The organism is Solilutibacter silvestris (assembly GCF_002895945.1).
GTDB classification, from domain to species: domain Bacteria; phylum Pseudomonadota; class Gammaproteobacteria; order Xanthomonadales; family Xanthomonadaceae; genus Solilutibacter; species Solilutibacter silvestris.
The window spans coordinates 1,615,073-1,631,481 of the sequence record NZ_NPZB01000001.1 but is presented as its reverse complement, the minus strand read 5'-3'; the positions used below and the strand labels follow the sequence as shown (position 1 = coordinate 1,631,481).

Annotated in this window: 15 protein-coding genes; 2 read left to right on the top strand and 13 right to left on the bottom strand. The window is 58.2% G+C overall.

Annotated elements, in window-relative coordinates; translation table 11 throughout:
- Nucleotides 1–9: 9 nt before the first annotated feature.
- Nucleotides 10–1,230, bottom strand: coding sequence for a type II secretion system F family protein (locus Lysil_RS07490; protein WP_103074858.1), 1,221 nt, complete (start codon nt 1,228–1,230; stop codon nt 10–12).
- The gene (locus Lysil_RS07485) at nt 1,227–2,900 is read right to left on the bottom strand and encodes a GspE/PulE family protein (RefSeq protein ID WP_103074857.1); all 1,674 of its coding nucleotides are present in this window, start codon (nt 2,898–2,900) and stop codon (nt 1,227–1,229) included. Before Lysil_RS07485 ends, Lysil_RS07490 begins: the two co-directional genes overlap by 4 nt.
- Nucleotides 2,901–3,812: 912 nt before the next feature.
- Between Lysil_RS07485 and Lysil_RS07480 the strand changes: the two genes are divergently transcribed.
- Nucleotides 3,813–4,226 (top strand): glutaredoxin family protein, encoded by a 414-nt coding sequence (locus tag Lysil_RS07480; protein WP_103074856.1) that lies wholly within the window; start codon nt 3,813–3,815, stop codon nt 4,224–4,226.
- Nucleotides 4,227–4,930: 704 nt separating this feature from the next.
- On the opposite strand, the gene Lysil_RS07475 is transcribed toward Lysil_RS07480, so the two are convergent.
- The 7 genes from Lysil_RS07475 to Lysil_RS07445 all read right to left on the bottom strand — a co-directional run bounded on the left by Lysil_RS07475 (nt 4,931) and on the right by Lysil_RS07445 (nt 13,181).
- Nucleotides 4,931–5,380, bottom strand: coding sequence for a ubiquitination-like system serine protease family protein (locus Lysil_RS07475; protein ID WP_205756888.1), 450 nt, complete (start codon nt 5,378–5,380; stop codon nt 4,931–4,933).
- Nucleotides 5,377–6,552 (bottom strand): ThiF family adenylyltransferase, encoded by a 1,176-nt coding sequence (locus Lysil_RS07470; RefSeq protein ID WP_103074855.1) that lies wholly within the window; start codon nt 6,550–6,552, stop codon nt 5,377–5,379. Before Lysil_RS07470 ends, Lysil_RS07475 begins: the two co-directional genes overlap by 4 nt.
- A complete protein-coding gene (locus Lysil_RS07465; RefSeq protein ID WP_103074854.1) occupies nt 6,527–7,282 on the bottom strand; it encodes a multiubiquitin domain-containing protein in 756 nt (251 codons plus the stop codon). Before Lysil_RS07465 ends, Lysil_RS07470 begins: the two co-directional genes overlap by 26 nt.
- A gap of 87 nt (nt 7,283–7,369) precedes the next feature.
- Nucleotides 7,370–10,651 carry a UvrD-helicase domain-containing protein gene (locus tag Lysil_RS07460; RefSeq protein WP_205756886.1) on the bottom strand — a complete coding sequence of 1,094 codons (3,282 nt, stop codon included), beginning with the start codon at nt 10,649–10,651 and terminating at the stop codon, nt 7,370–7,372.
- A gap of 139 nt (nt 10,652–10,790) precedes the next feature.
- Nucleotides 10,791–11,372, bottom strand: a complete 582-nt coding sequence (locus tag Lysil_RS07455) for a hypothetical protein (protein WP_103074852.1) — start codon at nt 11,370–11,372, stop codon at nt 10,791–10,793.
- Nucleotides 11,372–12,067 carry a DNA-binding response regulator gene (locus tag Lysil_RS07450; protein ID WP_129588398.1) on the bottom strand — a complete coding sequence of 232 codons (696 nt, stop codon included), beginning with the start codon at nt 12,065–12,067 and terminating at the stop codon, nt 11,372–11,374. The genes Lysil_RS07455 and Lysil_RS07450 overlap by 1 nt, the downstream gene beginning before the upstream one ends.
- Nucleotides 12,068–12,884: 817 nt before the next feature.
- Nucleotides 12,885–13,181, bottom strand: coding sequence for a hypothetical protein (locus Lysil_RS07445; RefSeq protein ID WP_103074850.1), 297 nt, complete (start codon nt 13,179–13,181; stop codon nt 12,885–12,887).
- Nucleotides 13,182–13,438: 257 nt separating this feature from the next.
- On the opposite strand from Lysil_RS07445, the gene mobQ reads away from it, so the two are divergent.
- Complete coding sequence (gene mobQ / locus Lysil_RS07440; protein WP_103074849.1) at nt 13,439–14,482, top strand: MobQ family relaxase; 1,044 nt, start codon at nt 13,439–13,441, stop codon at nt 14,480–14,482.
- Between the two features lie 31 nt (nt 14,483–14,513).
- On the opposite strand, the gene Lysil_RS07435 is transcribed toward mobQ, so the two are convergent.
- The 4 genes from Lysil_RS07435 to Lysil_RS07425 are packed head-to-tail and all read right to left on the bottom strand — an operon-like array spanning nt 14,514 to nt 16,348.
- Complete coding sequence (locus Lysil_RS07435; protein WP_103074848.1) at nt 14,514–14,936, bottom strand: hypothetical protein; 423 nt, start codon at nt 14,934–14,936, stop codon at nt 14,514–14,516.
- Nucleotides 14,926–15,753, bottom strand: a complete 828-nt coding sequence (locus Lysil_RS07430; protein ID WP_103074847.1) for a helix-turn-helix domain-containing protein — start codon at nt 15,751–15,753, stop codon at nt 14,926–14,928. Before Lysil_RS07430 ends, Lysil_RS07435 begins: the two co-directional genes overlap by 11 nt.
- Entirely contained in the window at nt 15,750–16,085 is a 336-nt protein-coding gene (locus Lysil_RS13500; RefSeq protein ID WP_205756884.1) for a hypothetical protein, read from the bottom strand. Before Lysil_RS13500 ends, Lysil_RS07430 begins: the two co-directional genes overlap by 4 nt.
- Nucleotides 16,086–16,087: 2 nt before the next feature.
- Nucleotides 16,088–16,348 carry a hypothetical protein gene (locus Lysil_RS07425; RefSeq protein ID WP_103074846.1) on the bottom strand — a complete coding sequence of 87 codons (261 nt, stop codon included), beginning with the start codon at nt 16,346–16,348 and terminating at the stop codon, nt 16,088–16,090.
- Nucleotides 16,349–16,409 lie beyond the last annotated feature (61 nt).

Genomic DNA, 16,409 nt, shown 5'->3' with positions numbered 1-16,409 from the left:
TGCATGGGCTTATCCAATGACGGAAGTCAGGTCGTAGAGGGGAACAAGGATCGACATCACCACCGCGCCGATCAGCAGGAACATCAGCACGGTGACGGCGGGGACCAGCGCGGCGAGAACGCGATCCAGCCGCGTGCGGATGTCGGCAGCGAGCGTGTCCGACGCCTTGAGCAACATCGCATCGAGTTCGCCCGCCTCTTCGCCGATGCGCGCCATCTGCAGCGGCAATCGCGGGAAATGTGCCGCGTCCGCCCATGCATCGGAAAAACGCGTGCCACCACGCACGCGATCCTCTGCGCGCGCCGCGGCATCGACGAACATTCCATTCGAGAACACCGCGCGACTGATGCGCAAGCCCTGCACCAGATGCACGCCACTGACCAGCAGCGTCGCCAGCGTGCGCAAGTAGCGTTCCGCTTCCATCTTCGCCAGCAACGGGCCTAGTCCGCGCACCGACAACATGCGCTGCTCCAGCCAGCGTTTCGATTCCGGCCGCTTCAGCCACAGGTTGATCACCAGCAGCGCCACGAACACCGCGCCCGCCAGCAGCATCCACCAGCGGCGCACCGCCATGCCGATGCCCAAAACGATCCGCGAGAACCACGGCAGTTCCGCGTGCAGGTTGGCGTACATGTCGGCGAACTGCGGCACCACGTAGGCAAGCAGGAAGCCCATCGACAGCAGCACCGTCACCAGCAGGATCACCGGATAGACCAGCGCATTGGTGACATTGCGACGAAATTCCGATGCACGCGCGAGATGTTCCGCCAGCCGCGCCAGCACTTGGGGCAGCACGCCACCCGCTTCGCCGGCGCGCACCATCGCGCAATACATCGACGAAAAGATCTGCGCATGGCGCGCCAAGGCGTCACTCAATGCCGCGCCACCGCGCACCTGGTCGCGGACATCAGCGATCGCCGCCATCAAGGCCGGATTGCCACCCACCTCGTTGAGGATGCCAAGCGCGCGATCCAGCGGCTGTCCCGCCGACAGCAAGGTCGACAACTGATCCGTCGCCGCAACCAGTTCGGCCAGGCGCACGCGTGTTCGCCCACGCCGCCAATTCCACGTGCCATTGCGGACCAGTCCGCTGCCTACCGGTGCGATGTCCATCGGCACCCAGCCCTTGGCCTGCAGCGCTTCCACCACCTGTGCCTGTGCCGCGGCTTCCAGCATGCCTGATTGCGTCTTGCCAGATGCATCCAGCGCGCGGAAATCGAATTGCGTCATTCGCGATCCGCCTGCGTCACCCGCATCACTTCTTCCAGCGTGGTGAGGCCGGCCAGCGCCTTGCGGATACCGTCCTCGGCCATGCTCGCGCTGCCTTCTTCGCGCGCGATGCGCTCGAGCGCGCCGGTCGCGGCGTTGTCCATCACCGCACGACTAAGCGCATCACTCATTAGCACCAGTTCGGCGATAGCGACGCGGCCGCGATAACCGGTCGGCGTCAACGCCGACGGCACCGGACGATGCAGCACGATATCGCCCTGCGGCTGGTAGCGGCGCAGGCTGAAGCGTTCGATTTCGGATTCGCTGGCGAGATACGGCTGCGCGTGCGTCGATTCGATCCGCCGCACCAGTCGTTGCGCCAGCAGCGCATTGACGGTCGATGCGACCAGATAGTTTTCGATGCCCATATCGCGCAGGCGCGTCAGCCCACCCGCTGCGGAATTGGTGTGCAGTGTCGACAACACCAAGTGGCCAGTCAACGCCGACTGGATCGCGGTGCGCGCGGTTTCGATGTCGCGCATTTCTCCGACCAGGATGATATCCGGATCCTGGCGCACGATGCTGCGCAATGCATGAGAAAAATCGAGGCCGATCTGTGGTTTCACCTGAATCTGGTTGACGCCCTCCATGCGGTATTCGACCGGATCCTCGACGGTGATGATCTTGACGTGCGGCGTGTTGAGCTGGCTCAGTGCCGCATACAACGTGGTGGTCTTGCCCGACCCGGTCGGCCCGGTCACCAGCACGATACCGTGCGGTTGCTGCAACACCTCCTCGAACTGCGCACGCAAATGATCGGAGAAGCCCATCTGCGCAAGATCGAACTGCACAGCTTCGCGATCAAGCAAGCGCAACACCAGCGATTCGCCGTGCGTGGTCGGCACCGTGCTCGCACGCAGGTCAAGCTCGCGGCCCTGCACGCGCAACTGGATGCGGCCGTCCTGCGGCAAGCGACGTTCGGCGATATCGAGCTTGGCGAGGATCTTGAAGCGGCTGAGGATCGCCGCAGCCATCGCCACCGGTGGCGATTCCATGTCTTCCAGTACGCCATCGATGCGGTAACGCAACTTGAGTTGGCGTTCGAACGGTTCGAGATGGATGTCGGAGGCACCCAGCTCGGCGGCGCGCTGCAGGATCTGGTTGACAATACGGATGACCGGCGCTTCCGACGCCATGTCACGCAAATGCTCGACATCCTCGAGATCGCTGCTTTCGCCATCGCCATCCGCAGTATCGGGTGCCACTTCCGGATACCAGCGATCGAGCAACGCGGTCACCACCGAGCGAGATGCGACCTTCACCTTCAATGGTTGTTCGGTGGCGATCCGCATGGCATCCAGCGCTGCATGCACATGCGCCTGCGCCGACCACACCTCCAGTCCATCCGCCTCCAGCCGCACCGGGATCAGTTGGAACTGGCGCAGGAAGCGCATCGATACCGGCTGGATATCCGGCGCGAGTTCCGGCGCATTGGCGGGATCGGCCAGCGGAAGATGCAGCACATGCGCGGTCGCGAGGGCCTGACGCTGCTCGGACAACAGCCCGAGTTTCTCCAGCATCGCCAACACGCCCGTTCCCGGTTCCAGCACGGCTTCGGCGCGGCGCAGTTCATCCGGACGGATGTCGCCGTTCGCCAGCAATTCGGAAACGATGGCCGCTTCTGCGTTCATGAAAACCGTTGGCCGGGCATGAGGACGGCCCACAGAGGAGTACTACTTATTTTTTGCTTTCGCTTGCTTTGGCGGGTTCCGAAGCGGTTGTCCCGGCCGCGGCTCCTGGCCTATTGGCAACGGCCGCGCGATTTGCCGCTTCTTGAGCCTTTGCGGCTGCTTGTTCGGCAGCGGCAGTGTCGTTAGGAGCGTTCTGCCGGCTTGAGCAAGCCGTCAGCAGGATGACAATACAGATGCTCGCTAGGATTCTATTGGTTGCCATGCCCCTCTCCATCAACTTTAGTTCTTAGATGCTAGCGTATTTTACTGCTACAAGAAATTGATAAGACGAACAGAAGCTTGAGCGCCATTACGGCCTGACCTGTCCCACTCAGCCATATCACGTGAAGGCGTAAAGTCCGTCAACGCAAGAAGACGGACATGAAGAAGAGCCGTAGCAGCTCATTAGCTTCATCAAGCGAGCTGACCATGCCGAGCTGGCCCGCCAACATGGCTTTAGTGCGGCCAACTGACTTCGTAAGCGCAGCGACATGAATGTCGAAGACGCCGGGCGCTTGAAGGAAGTTGAACAAAAGAACACTCAGCTGAAGCCGTTGTTGGCCGATGCGCGCCCGGGTATCGAAATCGACTTCGGTGTAAAACGCTGGCCCGTAACGTGTGCGTACGAGGCATTCTCATCATTCGGAACGCTAGTTATTGACCGAGTGGCCAGCCCGTTTATCAGGTCGCTACCGTTCGCTGTCGGTTAGACGTGGGTCTTCCAGATTGTTTTGCTCGTCGTTCATGCCTTCATGCCAATAGCAACGGCTTGTATGGTGCGCTGCAATATGCATTTTGTAAAAGTTATAGCCATTCTGAATCCGTGCATATGGTCGCACAGGGGACCAGAGCTTCTGCACGGGAGGGAGGACTATGATCAAAAAGATGTTGTTGAATGGGCTCGTAATGGCTGCTTGCTTGGCCGCAGGACTTTGGCTTGGGCCGCTGGCGCGAGTTGCGTACGAACGAGCTTTCCCGCTGCCGCTCTACATTACGGGGGATTATTCCGATGTTTACAGCAAAAGCAATGCGCAGGTAGTGATCTTCTCAACATCAACTTGTCCGCATTGCCGCGATGCAAAGCGATTGCTAGGTGCGCTTGGGGTGACCTACCGAGATTTTGTCATCGATCAAGACTCTGATGCGAAAGGCCGTTTCAAGGTGTTGAATGGCGACGGGGTGCCTCTATTGTTCATTGGAGATCGCCGCATTCTTGGATTTCGTGAGGGAGTTATCCGGGATGCCTTGAAGAACGCTCACATCAATGCTGATGCGGTAAAGCAGTAGCTTAGCTTCGGATGGATTCGCAGCTTAACGGCTCTGTGCGGATTGGCCGCTGAAGAGTCATCGGGACAGGTTTCGCTAGGAATGCGGAATTCAGATCCTTAATCTAGTGAGGGACAATCAGATGAAATCGAAGTTCAACCGCCGACGCATCATTCTATGCATCTGCACTTTTGCTGTAGGGATGGGGGTCAGTTGGTCTGCATTTGCGAGGCCGTGCTGCAGCAATTGTGATCCAAATCAACCAAATTCTTTTTGCTGGTCGATTTGCGATCGAAATTGCTGATGTCCGAAATAGGGGGGTGGTAGTCCCACCTCCCTATCCGACTCAATTTGGACCGCCTAGTGGCTATAACACTCAGGAACCGCGCTGAGTATCTGGTCATATATCAGCAGAAAACCGCGGCGCAGCTCGAATTAGCCGACTCCCAGGGAAATTGGCTGAGTTGCGGCTGGGAGGATTTCTCTCTGTCGCCGATCGGTGGCTGTTTGAGATGAACTTATCAGCGACTCAAATGGCAATCCAGAGGCGACGGCTCCGCCCATGTGGCAAGTGCAAGTGGCGGCTTCCAGCCAGAAGCAGCCACTCGAAGAATTGCGCGATGGTGCTGTTCACCAATGTCGCGCCCTGGATACGACTTCGATCTCAATTCGCACCTGCGCCATCGAGTTTGCTTGGTGGCCTCACGCGCCACATTGGGGCTTCACTAGAAGATCCACCTGCGAACCTTAGCAAGCAATCCAGTCGGGCGGACTTCTGGACAAGGCGGCACAGGAGCGATGACGGGCGCATCGATCGCTTCGATGGCAGCCTGTCGCGCGTAGAACTTCGCCTTGACCTGTCCATCCCTAGTCCGCTCCGCTTCGATACGGGCAGTGCTCCACTGCAGTGCTTCCCTGACACGATTGTTTTCGATTACGTAGTGAGACTGGCAAGGCAGATTCCAACTTCCCACCGACGGCCATAGGGACACGCTTTCACCATCGAAGGTGAGGCGCCAATCGGTGGGGGTAAGGGGTGTTACCACTTCAAAGCCGCACCCGCAGCAGCAACTATGCACGACGGTGCCATATTCCATCGAGACATAGAGAACACCGGGCTCCAAGTCGCGTGGAACCACCTTGACGAAACGAGGTTCGAGGACGTCGTGCTTCATGATGTCTGGTCCCCATTGAGCAGCATGTTTCCGTCGATGGTGTAAGAGCAGTGATGCTCCTGTTCCAGGTCCCTGTAAAAGCCGCGGATCTTCTTCCACTTGATCACTGCCAGTGCCGCGTTGAGCATATTGAGCTCGGCAACCTGGATATTCGAGACATAAACATCGTCGCCGCCGCCATCGAAGGAGACGCGTTGGCGCAAGTGCTCGCGGGCGCCAGGAGTGCTCGTAGTTACGCGCAAGATCCCACCCAATGAATCGCCTTTGAGTTCCAGACCCATCCCCACATCGATGAAGGACACCCCCATCGACTCCAACCGTTCGATGACCGCGCGTTTGGGCTCCCCTGCGTCCATGCTCAGGAAGGCGAAGGTCACGCCATCCAGCACATGGACGTTGCTGGCATCGAGCTGGACGGCATGCGCCACGATATGCCGGTGTATGCGCGAGTAGATTTCCTTGAAATACTCCACCTTCTTCCAGACCTGCCGCAGGCTATCCAAGCTGGGAGCGCCCGGCGCCCGAAACGCGTTGTGCTGCAGGAACTCGTCCTTGTCGATGAGGCGGATTTCAGCTACTGGCGTCTTCGCAACCTGATCCAGAATGTAAGACCCCGTCCCTCCAACCCCGACTATGGCGACCCGCTCCCCTTTGAGGCGAGCCGTCAGCGCTCCGATGCCGACGCGATCAGAAGCTGTTTCCAGGTAGTTGAAAACGCTCTCCTCGTCCTCGTCTGGCTCCCTGAACACCTTAGCCGAGACTCCCGGCGACAGCACTGCGGCAGGGCCGGCGAGGATGTTGGCGTAGGTGGTCATCTTGTCGAAGTAGTTTTGATAGCCGCGGTTGTCGGGTTTGCTGGAAAACATGTGCTGGGCTGCCAGCCCATGACCCAGGTCCCACTGTCCCGTTCCCGCGGCAATCGCCTGCAGCGGCACGCCATCGGCCTGGCATGGGAAATCGCCACAGAACTGGACCGTGTGCGGCTCAGGCTTTTGGGTCAGATCGCCTGAGAGGCACAGAGTGGAGATCAATACACTGCGCTTGACCTCCTTCTGCGCATTTACATACGGGACCTCTCGCATCACCAGGAGACCGCCGACTACCTGTATCAGGTAGCCGGCGTCCCGCAGGCGCTTTAGGTCATCATTACGACTGAACAGTGCGTCCGACATTGACGATGCTCCCGTTCTTGACCTCGATGAAGCCGCCCGCAGCGAGTTCGCCGCTGTGGGGGACGGAAGCGACCTTTCGATAGGTCATGCTGTAGGTGACATTGGGCATCGGGGGCTCGCCCGGGTAGGCGATTGCGACCAGGTCCTCGAAGGTCTGGTGGCTTTGGGGAACTTCAACTTCGCGCCCGTTGACCACAATCTGGATGGCGTGCTGGGGCTTGTGGGCCGTGAAGAAGCGCTCCACGCCAGCGGCGGTCAAATCGATGAGGTCGGAATCTTCGATCAGCCGATCATCGCCGCCAGGTACTTCCAGAAGAACCACCTCGTTTTCTTTGGCCTCACTCAACTGATAGAGCGTGCGCCCGGAAATAGCGGGCTTGCCCCAGCTCATCTGAGCCTGGTTGACCATCAGCCTGTAATCACGATCAGATTGGAAAGCGACGAACTTCTCGGCACCGGCTCCCCGCAAGTCGAACGGTTCATTGAGGAGAACGTCCTCGAAGTCTCCGGTGGACAGGATGGCAAAGAGGCTGAACTCGCCGGCGATGCTCAGGCCTGCGGCGGCCAGGATCTGCTGGCCCAGAGGGATGGCGCTTTCGACATCCACGGCTCGGAAATCAAGCCCGTCTTGAGCGAACTGGATGCGGTAACGGGGGGCTGGGCGCAGAGCGCGGTCCTCGCGGATGGCCTGGCCTACGTCTTCAAAATCAATCGGGTCGTTCGGAGTCATGTCTTGTATCGCCTCTTAGATTTAGCCGAACGAATTGTTCGGTCTCACCTATTAATCGAAGCGACATTGCTCGACCGGTAACACAGCCTAGAACGATTTGTGCAATGCCCCAAACGGTAGCGGGCCGCACAGAAAAAACGCTGGGCAGGTGGGGCAGGTAAAGTTGGATGGCTTTGCCATAAAGCGACCGGCGCGAACGCGGCCAATCGCACCTTGCACCTTGTGCTTACTGTTATCCAACTGCTTTGCCGACCGATCCAAAAACAGTTTGTTGCCATCCGAAAGGTAAACCAGCTCAACCTGAGCTGATGGATCGATGGCTCGCGCAGCGAGCAGCAACGAGGCGACCCCGATGTCGGTTTCGTCGTCAGAGCGCGTCTTTCCGGTGCTCACTTTGCGATAGGTTTTGCGGCCGTCTGACTCCAACAGGACGTCGTCGGGCGTTACCAAAATCTTGTCATCACCAAAGGAAAGCGTCAGGGCGACCGGCTTTTCGGCCGAGCGACCCGCGCGGCTGGCCAGGAAAGAAGCGAGCATGCCATTGGCCAACGCCAGATAGTCCTCGACATACCCGTGCTGGTCCAATCCGCTTGCGGCAAACGACTCTCTCAATGCGGCTGTTATGGCCGCCAGGTCCGCATCACCCCCTTGCACCACCGATTGATAGCCTTTCCGCACCGCGTTATGCATCTGCAAGAACGCGGTTGCCTTGGACTTTCCGCCCACTTGCAACAAATGAACATACAGATAATTGCGTTCACACCCATGGTCGTAGCGGCCCACCTGATAGCCTTCGAGAACGACCCCGCCCTCCGTTACCAGTTCTACAGGAATGCTTTCCGGGACCGCAGGCGCTTCTGTCTTAGGCGTTACAACTTCGTTGCTGATGAAGCCAGCAATGCGGTCGATAAAGGGCGATTGCGCGCGCTTGGATGGTTTTCGGTCGCCGCTACTGTCTGTGAAATTCACCGCATAGAAGAACAGCCGTGCACGCGCCCGGGATAGGCCGACATAAAAAAGACACTCGTGCTCCTTGAACGTCTCGTCGTTGTGATACTGCGCAGCTGCTCCATGAGCACCCTCTACCATGTTCGTCGGAGGTGGACATGGGCCTTGCGGCACCGTTCGCGGAAGGGCTCCCTGATTCATTCCTGGCAAATGGACGACTTCAAATTCAAGTCCTTTGGCCCCATGAATGGTCATGAGCCGCACGGCGTCGATGCTGCGAGCGGCAGCGGGCAATTGCCGTAGGTCACGCTCATCGGCCAAGCGCACCAACCTGCGGATGCGGTCGGTCAGTCGCTGGATGGGCAAGCCCTGCCCTTTCGGCTGCACGCGCATGAAGTTCAGCAGTTGCCAGACGGCTATACCCTTGGCCCGATCGCCAGGCGTGCCCGATGCAACCAACTGCGCCACCAGCTTGGAAGGCCCAAGCAGGAACTGGCACATGGCTTCCCACGGATCGCTTTCGCGCTCCAGGCCGGCCAATGCTGCGTCCAAGCTCACCAATGCGGCCCTACCTGCCGCAGAAAGCCCTTCCACGGCTGGGGGCAGTTCTCGCCAGGCACCTGGGGCATGCTCTGCGGTGCGCAGGTAGTTCAAAACTACGACTACATCTTCCAAGGACATTGCGAAATCGGGTATGCAGGCAGTTCGCAGCAAGCCCGTCGCCCGCCGATCGACCAACAAGGTAAGCACGGCCAGCAGATCCTTAACCTCAGGGCGCTCGAAGAGACTGCCCAGAAATAGGACGGGAATACCCATCCGCTCCAGCTGTTCACCAAAGTCAGAAAGCTTGTCGTTTCCCGTGCACAACACAGCCTGGTCGCGGAACGAGTGGCCGGCAGAACGCATCTCCAAGATGGTCTCCGCAAGCGCCACCACCTGGTCGACCTTCCGATCGACGCGCCGCATGGAAGGAACGAGGCCGCTTTCCGCTTGGTTGGACTCGACCTCGCTTTTGGCGCTCGCCGCTTTCATGGCTGAGGCGAAGTGGGAGAAGGTCCTTGCGATTTCCGGGACCGAACGGTAGTTTTCCTTCAGCTGTGCCCTCGCGCCATTCGGAAAGTCATGAGTATTGAATTGGTCCATGCTGACCGAGGACGCGCCGCGAAACCGGTAAATGGATTGCTTCGCATCGCCGACAACCCAGAGGTTCTGCCCTTCGCCGCATAGCGCTTTGAGCAATCTAACGCTGCTTCGGTTCACATCTTGGTATTCGTCCACAAGAACATGTTGGTGGGCTTGCCTGAGCGCATGCGCAATCTCCTGGCTATCCTCCAATAGGCGGACCGGCAAAGACACCAGGTCGCCGAAATCCACAGCCTGCACGCTGCGTTTGAGCTTCTCGTAGGTGTGATAGACGCGTGCGACCTCGGCGGCCTTGTCACCAGCGATGCGCTCTTCCTCGCTGGCAGAGGACTGCATCTCCTTCGCCAAGCGCTCGTAGTCATCGGCAAATACAACTTCATCTTTCGCCCGCGAGATCGCGGCGAGAAGGTCAGAGATAATCTTGGTTGGATCGTATATGTCGCGGTAATGGACCAGGCCCAGGCGAGGAAACTCATTCTCGATGAGCTCGACCGCTTCGGTTCGATCAAGCATTCGGGCATCGGCTGGGAGATCGAGCTCGCCGTAGAACCTACGGAGCAGATCCAACCCAAAGGCGTGAAAGGTGCCTATCCACATGGCCGCGGACGCCTTTGCGTCCACCGCTGCAATGCGTTCAACAATCTCAGCGGCAGCTTTGTTGGAAAAGGTCAGCACCAGAATGTGCCGTGGGTCTATGCCTTGACTCAGCAGGTGCTTGATCCGCCCTACCAAGGTCTTGGTCTTGCCAGTGCCAGGCCCGGCTTCTAGCAGAAAGGCGCTGCCTTGGTGCTTGGCGGCGGCCGCTTGGAGATCATTTAGCGGCTTCTCGGGGATACTGCCGTCGCTGGGAAGCTCGACCGGTGGCAACAACAGAGCATCGAAGAGCTGCTGCGCAACCACGGCGACTGGGGCACCGAGCTTGCTGGCAATCTGAGCGGCGGTCATGCCGTCTTCAAGATGGAGCTTCTTGGCAACTGACCGGGGCAAGAGAAACTCACGAGCAAACAGGTCCATTTGGACCTCTCGTCGCTGGCGTCGCCCATAGTCGATCACGCGCTCGACACCTATCGGCGCGGCCTCGGCTGGCCTGTCTGGGTTGATCGCGTAAGGCGGACCGGTGAAGTCTTCCTCCTCACTGTCGCCAAGGTGCAGATGCCCGAGCTCGTGGGCGATCCGGAACGCCCGATCAAAATCCGTGTCGCTATCTTCGTAAACGATTAGACCGGCTTTGGGGATATAGCAGGCCAGACCGCCGTCCAAAATATCGGCGCCAGGCATGGCGGGATTAACCGACAGGCCCTCGCGTTCTACTTGGGCTAACGCGAAGGCCAAAGGCGACCACGGATCGCCTCCGGCTGCAACTGCCGCTAGATGGAGGGCTTGAGCAGTTTGTCGGCCTATCTCCACCCCATCCACATCAAGCGCCTTCTGTCAGAAGGGCAGCAATCTGATCCTCAGGCACTTTTGCGTCTCGAAGCACCCGCTCAAATGCCTGCTTGTCGGCGTCAGATGTCGGCTTTTCGTCGGCCTTGTGGCTGCGTGCGAGTGCCTGCTTTGGAAGAGCGAGCGACTCGATCAGCGATTGTGCGCTCGCATCGAGAGCGCTCGCCATTCTGTTGAGAAATTGACGGGGCACTGACGCAGGCAGCACTCGCCTTTCCCAAAAGGCCAGGATCACTTGCCGTGGGACCTGCAGCACCTCCGAAAGATCGCCCATGACCTGCTGCGATAGGCTCGCAAGCGGGTCGGCCAAAGGTTGACCGATACTGGCTTGAAGCACACTCCAAGCCGAACTGATCCGATTGCTGTCCAGGCTCGTAAGCTCCCGGTCCTGCACCAAGCCAACCTGGAACATCTCTTGGGACAAATCGACAAGGTCCTCCGCAAACTGAGGAAAGTCGGCCAAATAGCGACCCAACACTTCGCCACTGGGATTTGGCTCCATTGCAAAGGAGTCCAGGATCTCTTCTAGGGATAGGTTGTTTTTACGGGCCAACATTATCGCTCTCCCTTGTTCACGAACGCCTTGATGGCTGCGATAGCCTTGTCGCGCTGGTTGCGAATGGTCTTCTCCGACTTCCCCAGGGTCTTCGAAATAGTCGGGACGGTCGGATCCTGTGAGTCAATGAGGATATTATTGCGCAGCATCTCGAGAATCCTTTTCTGCGTGGCGGGTAACTCTTCCATCGCTTCATCGAGAACCGTCCGGTACTTTTCCTCGGATATATTTTCCGGGTCGAACGGGTTGAACGAACCTGCAGCCTGATCGACCTGCGCGTCGACCTCCCCGGTTTCCTCGTTCATCAAGGGAGCCTTGCGGTTTTTATCCTTCGTGGCCTTTTTTCGGGCATCTTGCAGGAGTCGTACCAGCGCCCCGGCGAACTGGATCTCGCAGAAGTCGAGTTTGTCCTGGTATTCGATGGATTCCTTGGCCAGAAGCGAGGTCAGCCGATCCTGGACCTGCTCGAAGACCTGGACGCGAAAGTGGCTTTCTTTGTCCTCACGCAAGGGGATGTGGCGGCGCAGGCGCTGAAGGAACTCCGTGAACAGCGGACTGGTGAGCGCGTCGTTGTTGGCACGCAGTCCGCGCCGCAACATATGAACCACACACTCGATGGGCACGAAGGCGCTGTTTCCGCGGCCCAACCTGCACCGGGCCACGATGTCGGCGTCCGGCAGAGTATCCAGCGTCATTAGCATGCTCTGGATGTCGGAAAATCTACTGTATGGGGCGCCGTTCTTATCTTGTTTTCGCAGTGGCTCGATCAAAGGTAGCGCTCCCGTAAGTGGTGCCGCAGGCATTTCAATGGTCTGATTGATATTCGTAGGCACCCTAAACCTCGGTCGGGACCAACCCGATATGGGCCGTCCGACCAGTCGTTACAAATGGCCTTACCCTATACATCGATATCAGTTGGCCCGACCGGTAACCCAGCGACAGGCTGATGGATCGTCGCCGGTTTTCTGCCTCGGGCTCCCGAGCCCACGTTCTGTCCCGGCCCGGCATGCGGCATCAAATAAGGCGATGGAACCACGTGGCGGTCGCCGATGCGCAGCTCGTTTAGCCTGCCCCGGGGATAGCGGGTATTGACACCGCAACGGGCGGCTTCCCACAGTAAAGCGTCCCCAGCGCGAGCCTTGGCGGGCACCCCCCCGAATACTGGCGATCTAGCGGTAGCAGCTGGCTCGACTAGGCGTCGGTCGGGCCGGTCCCGGCCATGTAGTGCGGTCGAGACCCCCCCAACTTCATGCTTTAGGAGCCTATCCATTCCTTCGCGAAACAGCGCCCCCCGCACGACTGGCGCGCACCACGTCTTTGAATCGGTGGCCGAACTAGACTCGCTATTGAGAGCCAGCTCAGGCATTTTGGCCGATTTTCCATTTTGACCGGGAGTCACCAGCGTCCGCTGGGGTCGTAAGCGGCCTAATTATGAATGCCCGGCCTACTGATGCAGATATCCTGGCACACGCACCATATTCGACCCCTTCATAATGATGCAAACAGGCTCGATCAGGAGGCGCCGCCACCTGCTTGTTGGTGCTCAGTCCGCGTTTCGAACAGGTAACTCGCAACCGCAGCCTGTTCGCGACCCTTCAAATGCTGCAACAGCATTTGGCGAATTAGACCCATTGCTGCGGGCTGCGCTTGCAAATGTTTTTCCACCGCCACGCCGAGCAGAAGCAATGCACGGCTACGCGCTTTGCGATCCACGTTTGCATCGCGAGCCTTCAATCGCTGAATACGAGCCTCAAGCGCTTCCTTTCTGGAAATGAGCGCGGCTATTCTTTCGTTTTCGGAAATCGGCATTAGGTTGTCTCCGTTTGTCGCATGCGCCCCGAACAAGGACGAGGCGTTTGTTCCAACTTGGGTTCAATGAAACAACCGAACACCCAATTCCACAAGAAAAATAATTCAGCGCGGAATGATGCGGAATCATTTGTACGCCGAGGCTGCCAGAATTTATTTCAGCTGATAGATCGGCAATGACCAAAGCGCTAGCAAAGGGCGCACTTATACATCGCTACGCGATGTGTGCGGCCGCTAGCGGCAGAGCAACGTAGAACATGGCAATCTTTCATCTAGCAGCCAAAGTCATCGGGCGCAGCAGTGGCCGCTCGGCTACCGCTGCCGCTGCGTACCGTTCAGGCACGCGACTTGCTGATGCGAGAACTGGAGAAATACACGACTTCACGCGTAAGATCGGCATCCGGGAGACCTTTATCCTGACCCCGGAATATGCCCCTTCATGGATGCTTGACCGTTCTAATTTATGGAACGGTGTCGAAGCCAGAGAAAAGCGCAAAGACGCCCAGCTCTGTCGAGAGATTGAAGTTGCATTACCCCATGAGCTATCACATGAGCAACACCGTATGTTGCTCATCGGATTCGCAACTGATGAGTTCGTTGACCAGGGAATGGTGGCCGATATCGCCATGCACGCTCCTGGCAATCGGGGTGACCGGCGTAATGAGCATGCTCATATCCTGCTCACGCTACGCCATATCAATGATGAAGGCTTCGGCAACAAAGCTCGAGAATGGAACGACAAGGAACTGGTGGAACAGTGGCGCGAGCGCTGGGCTTTGCGCGTCAACAAAGTTCTAGAGATCAGCACAGCCTCATCTCGCATTGATCACAGGAGCTACGCACGTCAATCGATGGAGGAAGGCGGAGACGTCGCGCTCGCCGATCTGCCGACGGTTCATCTCGGCCCACGTGCTTCAACGCTCGAGAGACGCGGTGTTCGTACAACACCGGGTGATCTGAACCGAGAGACAAAAATAGTGAATTTGTGGCTGGAAGGAGTCCGGAGAATGCTACGAATAATGACCGAACGGTCGATGACGCTCTTGTCCGTGGGCGCAGATATTGAGCAACTTCGAAAACGATTTCTGTCACATTTTCGAAGCATCCAGCAGCTCCCCACTACCCATGAGTTAATGGAAATGCACGAAGCACTAGTCAATGCGCCTTGGCGCATTGACAGGCCTGATGACCAAGAACAAATCTCTGAGCACCCGGACCCGCTCGACAGTCACGACGCCCCTGCGCCGGCATCGCCAAGGCCGCGTCCCAGGATGCGCCGTCGTGGTCCAAGGCCGGGTTAAAACAACGGCCCCCGTAGGGGCCGTCATTAACTCACCAGTCATTCACAAACCCTCGCCCCTTTTTTCGAGGTCGGGGCCGCAGTGCCGGATCCCGGGGATCAGCCTCATCTTCTCCTTCCTCGATAATTTGATCCTTGAGCGTTTCGTACCAAACTTCAAGCTCGCGGAGCGCCAGTGGTTCGACTGACTTGACGAAATCTTCCTGCGTCTTTTGGTCGACACAACCTGCAATGCCGGCCACGAGTTGGAACTGTGAATCTGGCAAATCGGCGATTGCCAGCACCTCAGGCTCCAGAGCATCGTCCAAGTCGGCTCCTCGGTCGATCCAATCCTGGTAGTCCTTGGCCCAGCTTGCAGTTCCGATTGCAGCCCTTTCATCCCGCTCCTGTTCTTCCTTTGACACCTCGCTAGGCATCGATGCCAGCTTTTCCATCACCTTCTGTTCAATTGTCATTGTTCCTCCTTAGTTGTTTTGAAATTTCGTTCATTGCGTTCTTGCGGCTTTCCTCGCTGCGAGCGCGCACTTCAGGAGCATTCCTTCTCTCCTCTTCGCGCCGCCGTTCTTCCATCCGCTGCTGCTGCTCGGCTTTCTCTTGGGCCCGACGAGCCCGGGCTGTGGCCACCGCTAAACCAAGGTCAGGAACGAAGGTTCCTCCTTGAACACGACCGACCAGCGCACGCATCCAGCTAGCCAACCTCCGCGGTTGGTTTGTGCTTGCAAGCGCTCCGGCCAGCTCATCCAGAAGTTGCTGCTGGTCATCCAGCTCCTGCTCTGAGATGAGTCTTTCCACTACTACTACCTGCCCCTCTTCCAATGCCTGTGGCCAGACCAAGTCTCTGGTAGTAATTTTTACTGATAGTTCGGCTGGTAGTTCGGGTGGCGCACATGTCACCGCAGCAGTGCCAGAGACGTCGCCGCTGGGGTGACGCTCGTGACGGCGCTCGTTCGATGCCTTCAGGGATGACAATTTGTCACCCCTCATCGCATCGTCAGATTTTTCCCTAAGTTTCCCGACATTAAGTCGATAGCGACGGGTGCAGCGTCCGCCATTTTTATGGCTCTCGATGTAGCACCAGCCTGCCTCTCTCAACAACTTCAAGTTTCTCTGCGCTTGACGCTCACTGATTGACGCCTTTCTGGCAATGGTCGCGACAGCGGGGAAACAGCTGCCACCGCGGTCATCAGCTGCATCTGCCAGCCCCATGAGGACCAGCTTGATCGATGGTTCCAGATCAAGTTGGAACACCTGCCCCATGAGCAAGTTGCTCATACAACGCCTTCACTCGCAGCCTTACGCTGGCATTCTCTGCGCGCACGCATTGCCTCCACCGTTGTTCCCTTCGAGCGACCTGGACGAGGCGAGAAAACCGGATTCGGAATGTCCCCCACTATCCGTTCTTCGAGCCAGCGGCGAAAGGCATCTCGGTCGTATCGCACACTGTTGGAGCCTTCTATTGCTACGCGCGGTGGCAACCGCCACGGCGCTCGGGTGGCATCATCCTGTACTGTGCGCACCGCCTTGGAGAGCACTTGAGCAACAAGTTCATTGGTCAAAAGCAGAGGAAGTAACGACCAGTCAACAGCAGGCAGTTTCTTTGCCACGGTCAGCCCCTCTCGTGATCGTACTGGCGGGCACGGTAGACAACTGGGTGACCTGCCTTGCTGCGGGCTTCCAGGAAATCGATCCAACGGGCAACGGCTTCTGGGCGAGCGAAACGTCTTCGGCCGCATAGAAAGGTATCGAGGTGTCCGAGGCGAATGGCGTCGAAGATCACCTGCATCGACTCGCCAGTAGCCTCCCGAATCTGGGCGAGACTCCATTTGAGCGGCGGAATCCTGTGAGATGGATCGAAGTCTTTTGCCATGGCTGCACATCTGCGATTGACGTGCACCGACCGTAGCCCGCGGAGATCCGCGAAATCAACC

What these genes read in the sequence shown, in the direction of transcription:
- Lysil_RS07490 (WP_103074858.1), bottom strand. Translation starts at nt 1,230, where the DNA reads ATGACGCAATTCGATTTCCGCGCGCTGGATGCATCTGGCAAGACGCAA.
- Lysil_RS07485 (WP_103074857.1), bottom strand. Translation starts at nt 2,900, where the DNA reads ATGAACGCAGAAGCGGCCATCGTTTCCGAATTGCTGGCGAACGGCGAC.
- Lysil_RS07480 (WP_103074856.1), top strand. Translation starts at nt 3,813, where the DNA reads ATGATCAAAAAGATGTTGTTGAATGGGCTCGTAATGGCTGCTTGCTTG.
- Lysil_RS07475 (WP_205756888.1), bottom strand. Translation starts at nt 5,380, where the DNA reads ATGAAGCACGACGTCCTCGAACCTCGTTTCGTCAAGGTGGTTCCACGC.
- Lysil_RS07470 (WP_103074855.1), bottom strand. Translation starts at nt 6,552, where the DNA reads ATGTCGGACGCACTGTTCAGTCGTAATGATGACCTAAAGCGCCTGCGG.
- Lysil_RS07465 (WP_103074854.1), bottom strand. Translation starts at nt 7,282, where the DNA reads ATGACTCCGAACGACCCGATTGATTTTGAAGACGTAGGCCAGGCCATC.
- Lysil_RS07460 (WP_205756886.1), bottom strand. Translation starts at nt 10,651, where the DNA reads ATGCCTGGCGCCGATATTTTGGACGGCGGTCTGGCCTGCTATATCCCC.
- Lysil_RS07455 (WP_103074852.1), bottom strand. Translation starts at nt 11,372, where the DNA reads ATGTTGGCCCGTAAAAACAACCTATCCCTAGAAGAGATCCTGGACTCC.
- Lysil_RS07450 (WP_129588398.1), bottom strand. Translation starts at nt 12,067, where the DNA reads ATGACGCTGGATACTCTGCCGGACGCCGACATCGTGGCCCGGTGCAGG.
- Lysil_RS07445 (WP_103074850.1), bottom strand. Translation starts at nt 13,181, where the DNA reads ATGCCGATTTCCGAAAACGAAAGAATAGCCGCGCTCATTTCCAGAAAG.
- mobQ (WP_103074849.1), top strand. Translation starts at nt 13,439, where the DNA reads ATGGCAATCTTTCATCTAGCAGCCAAAGTCATCGGGCGCAGCAGTGGC.
- Lysil_RS07435 (WP_103074848.1), bottom strand. Translation starts at nt 14,936, where the DNA reads ATGACAATTGAACAGAAGGTGATGGAAAAGCTGGCATCGATGCCTAGC.
- Lysil_RS07430 (WP_103074847.1), bottom strand. Translation starts at nt 15,753, where the DNA reads ATGAGCAACTTGCTCATGGGGCAGGTGTTCCAACTTGATCTGGAACCA.
- Lysil_RS07425 (WP_103074846.1), bottom strand. Translation starts at nt 16,348, where the DNA reads ATGGCAAAAGACTTCGATCCATCTCACAGGATTCCGCCGCTCAAATGG.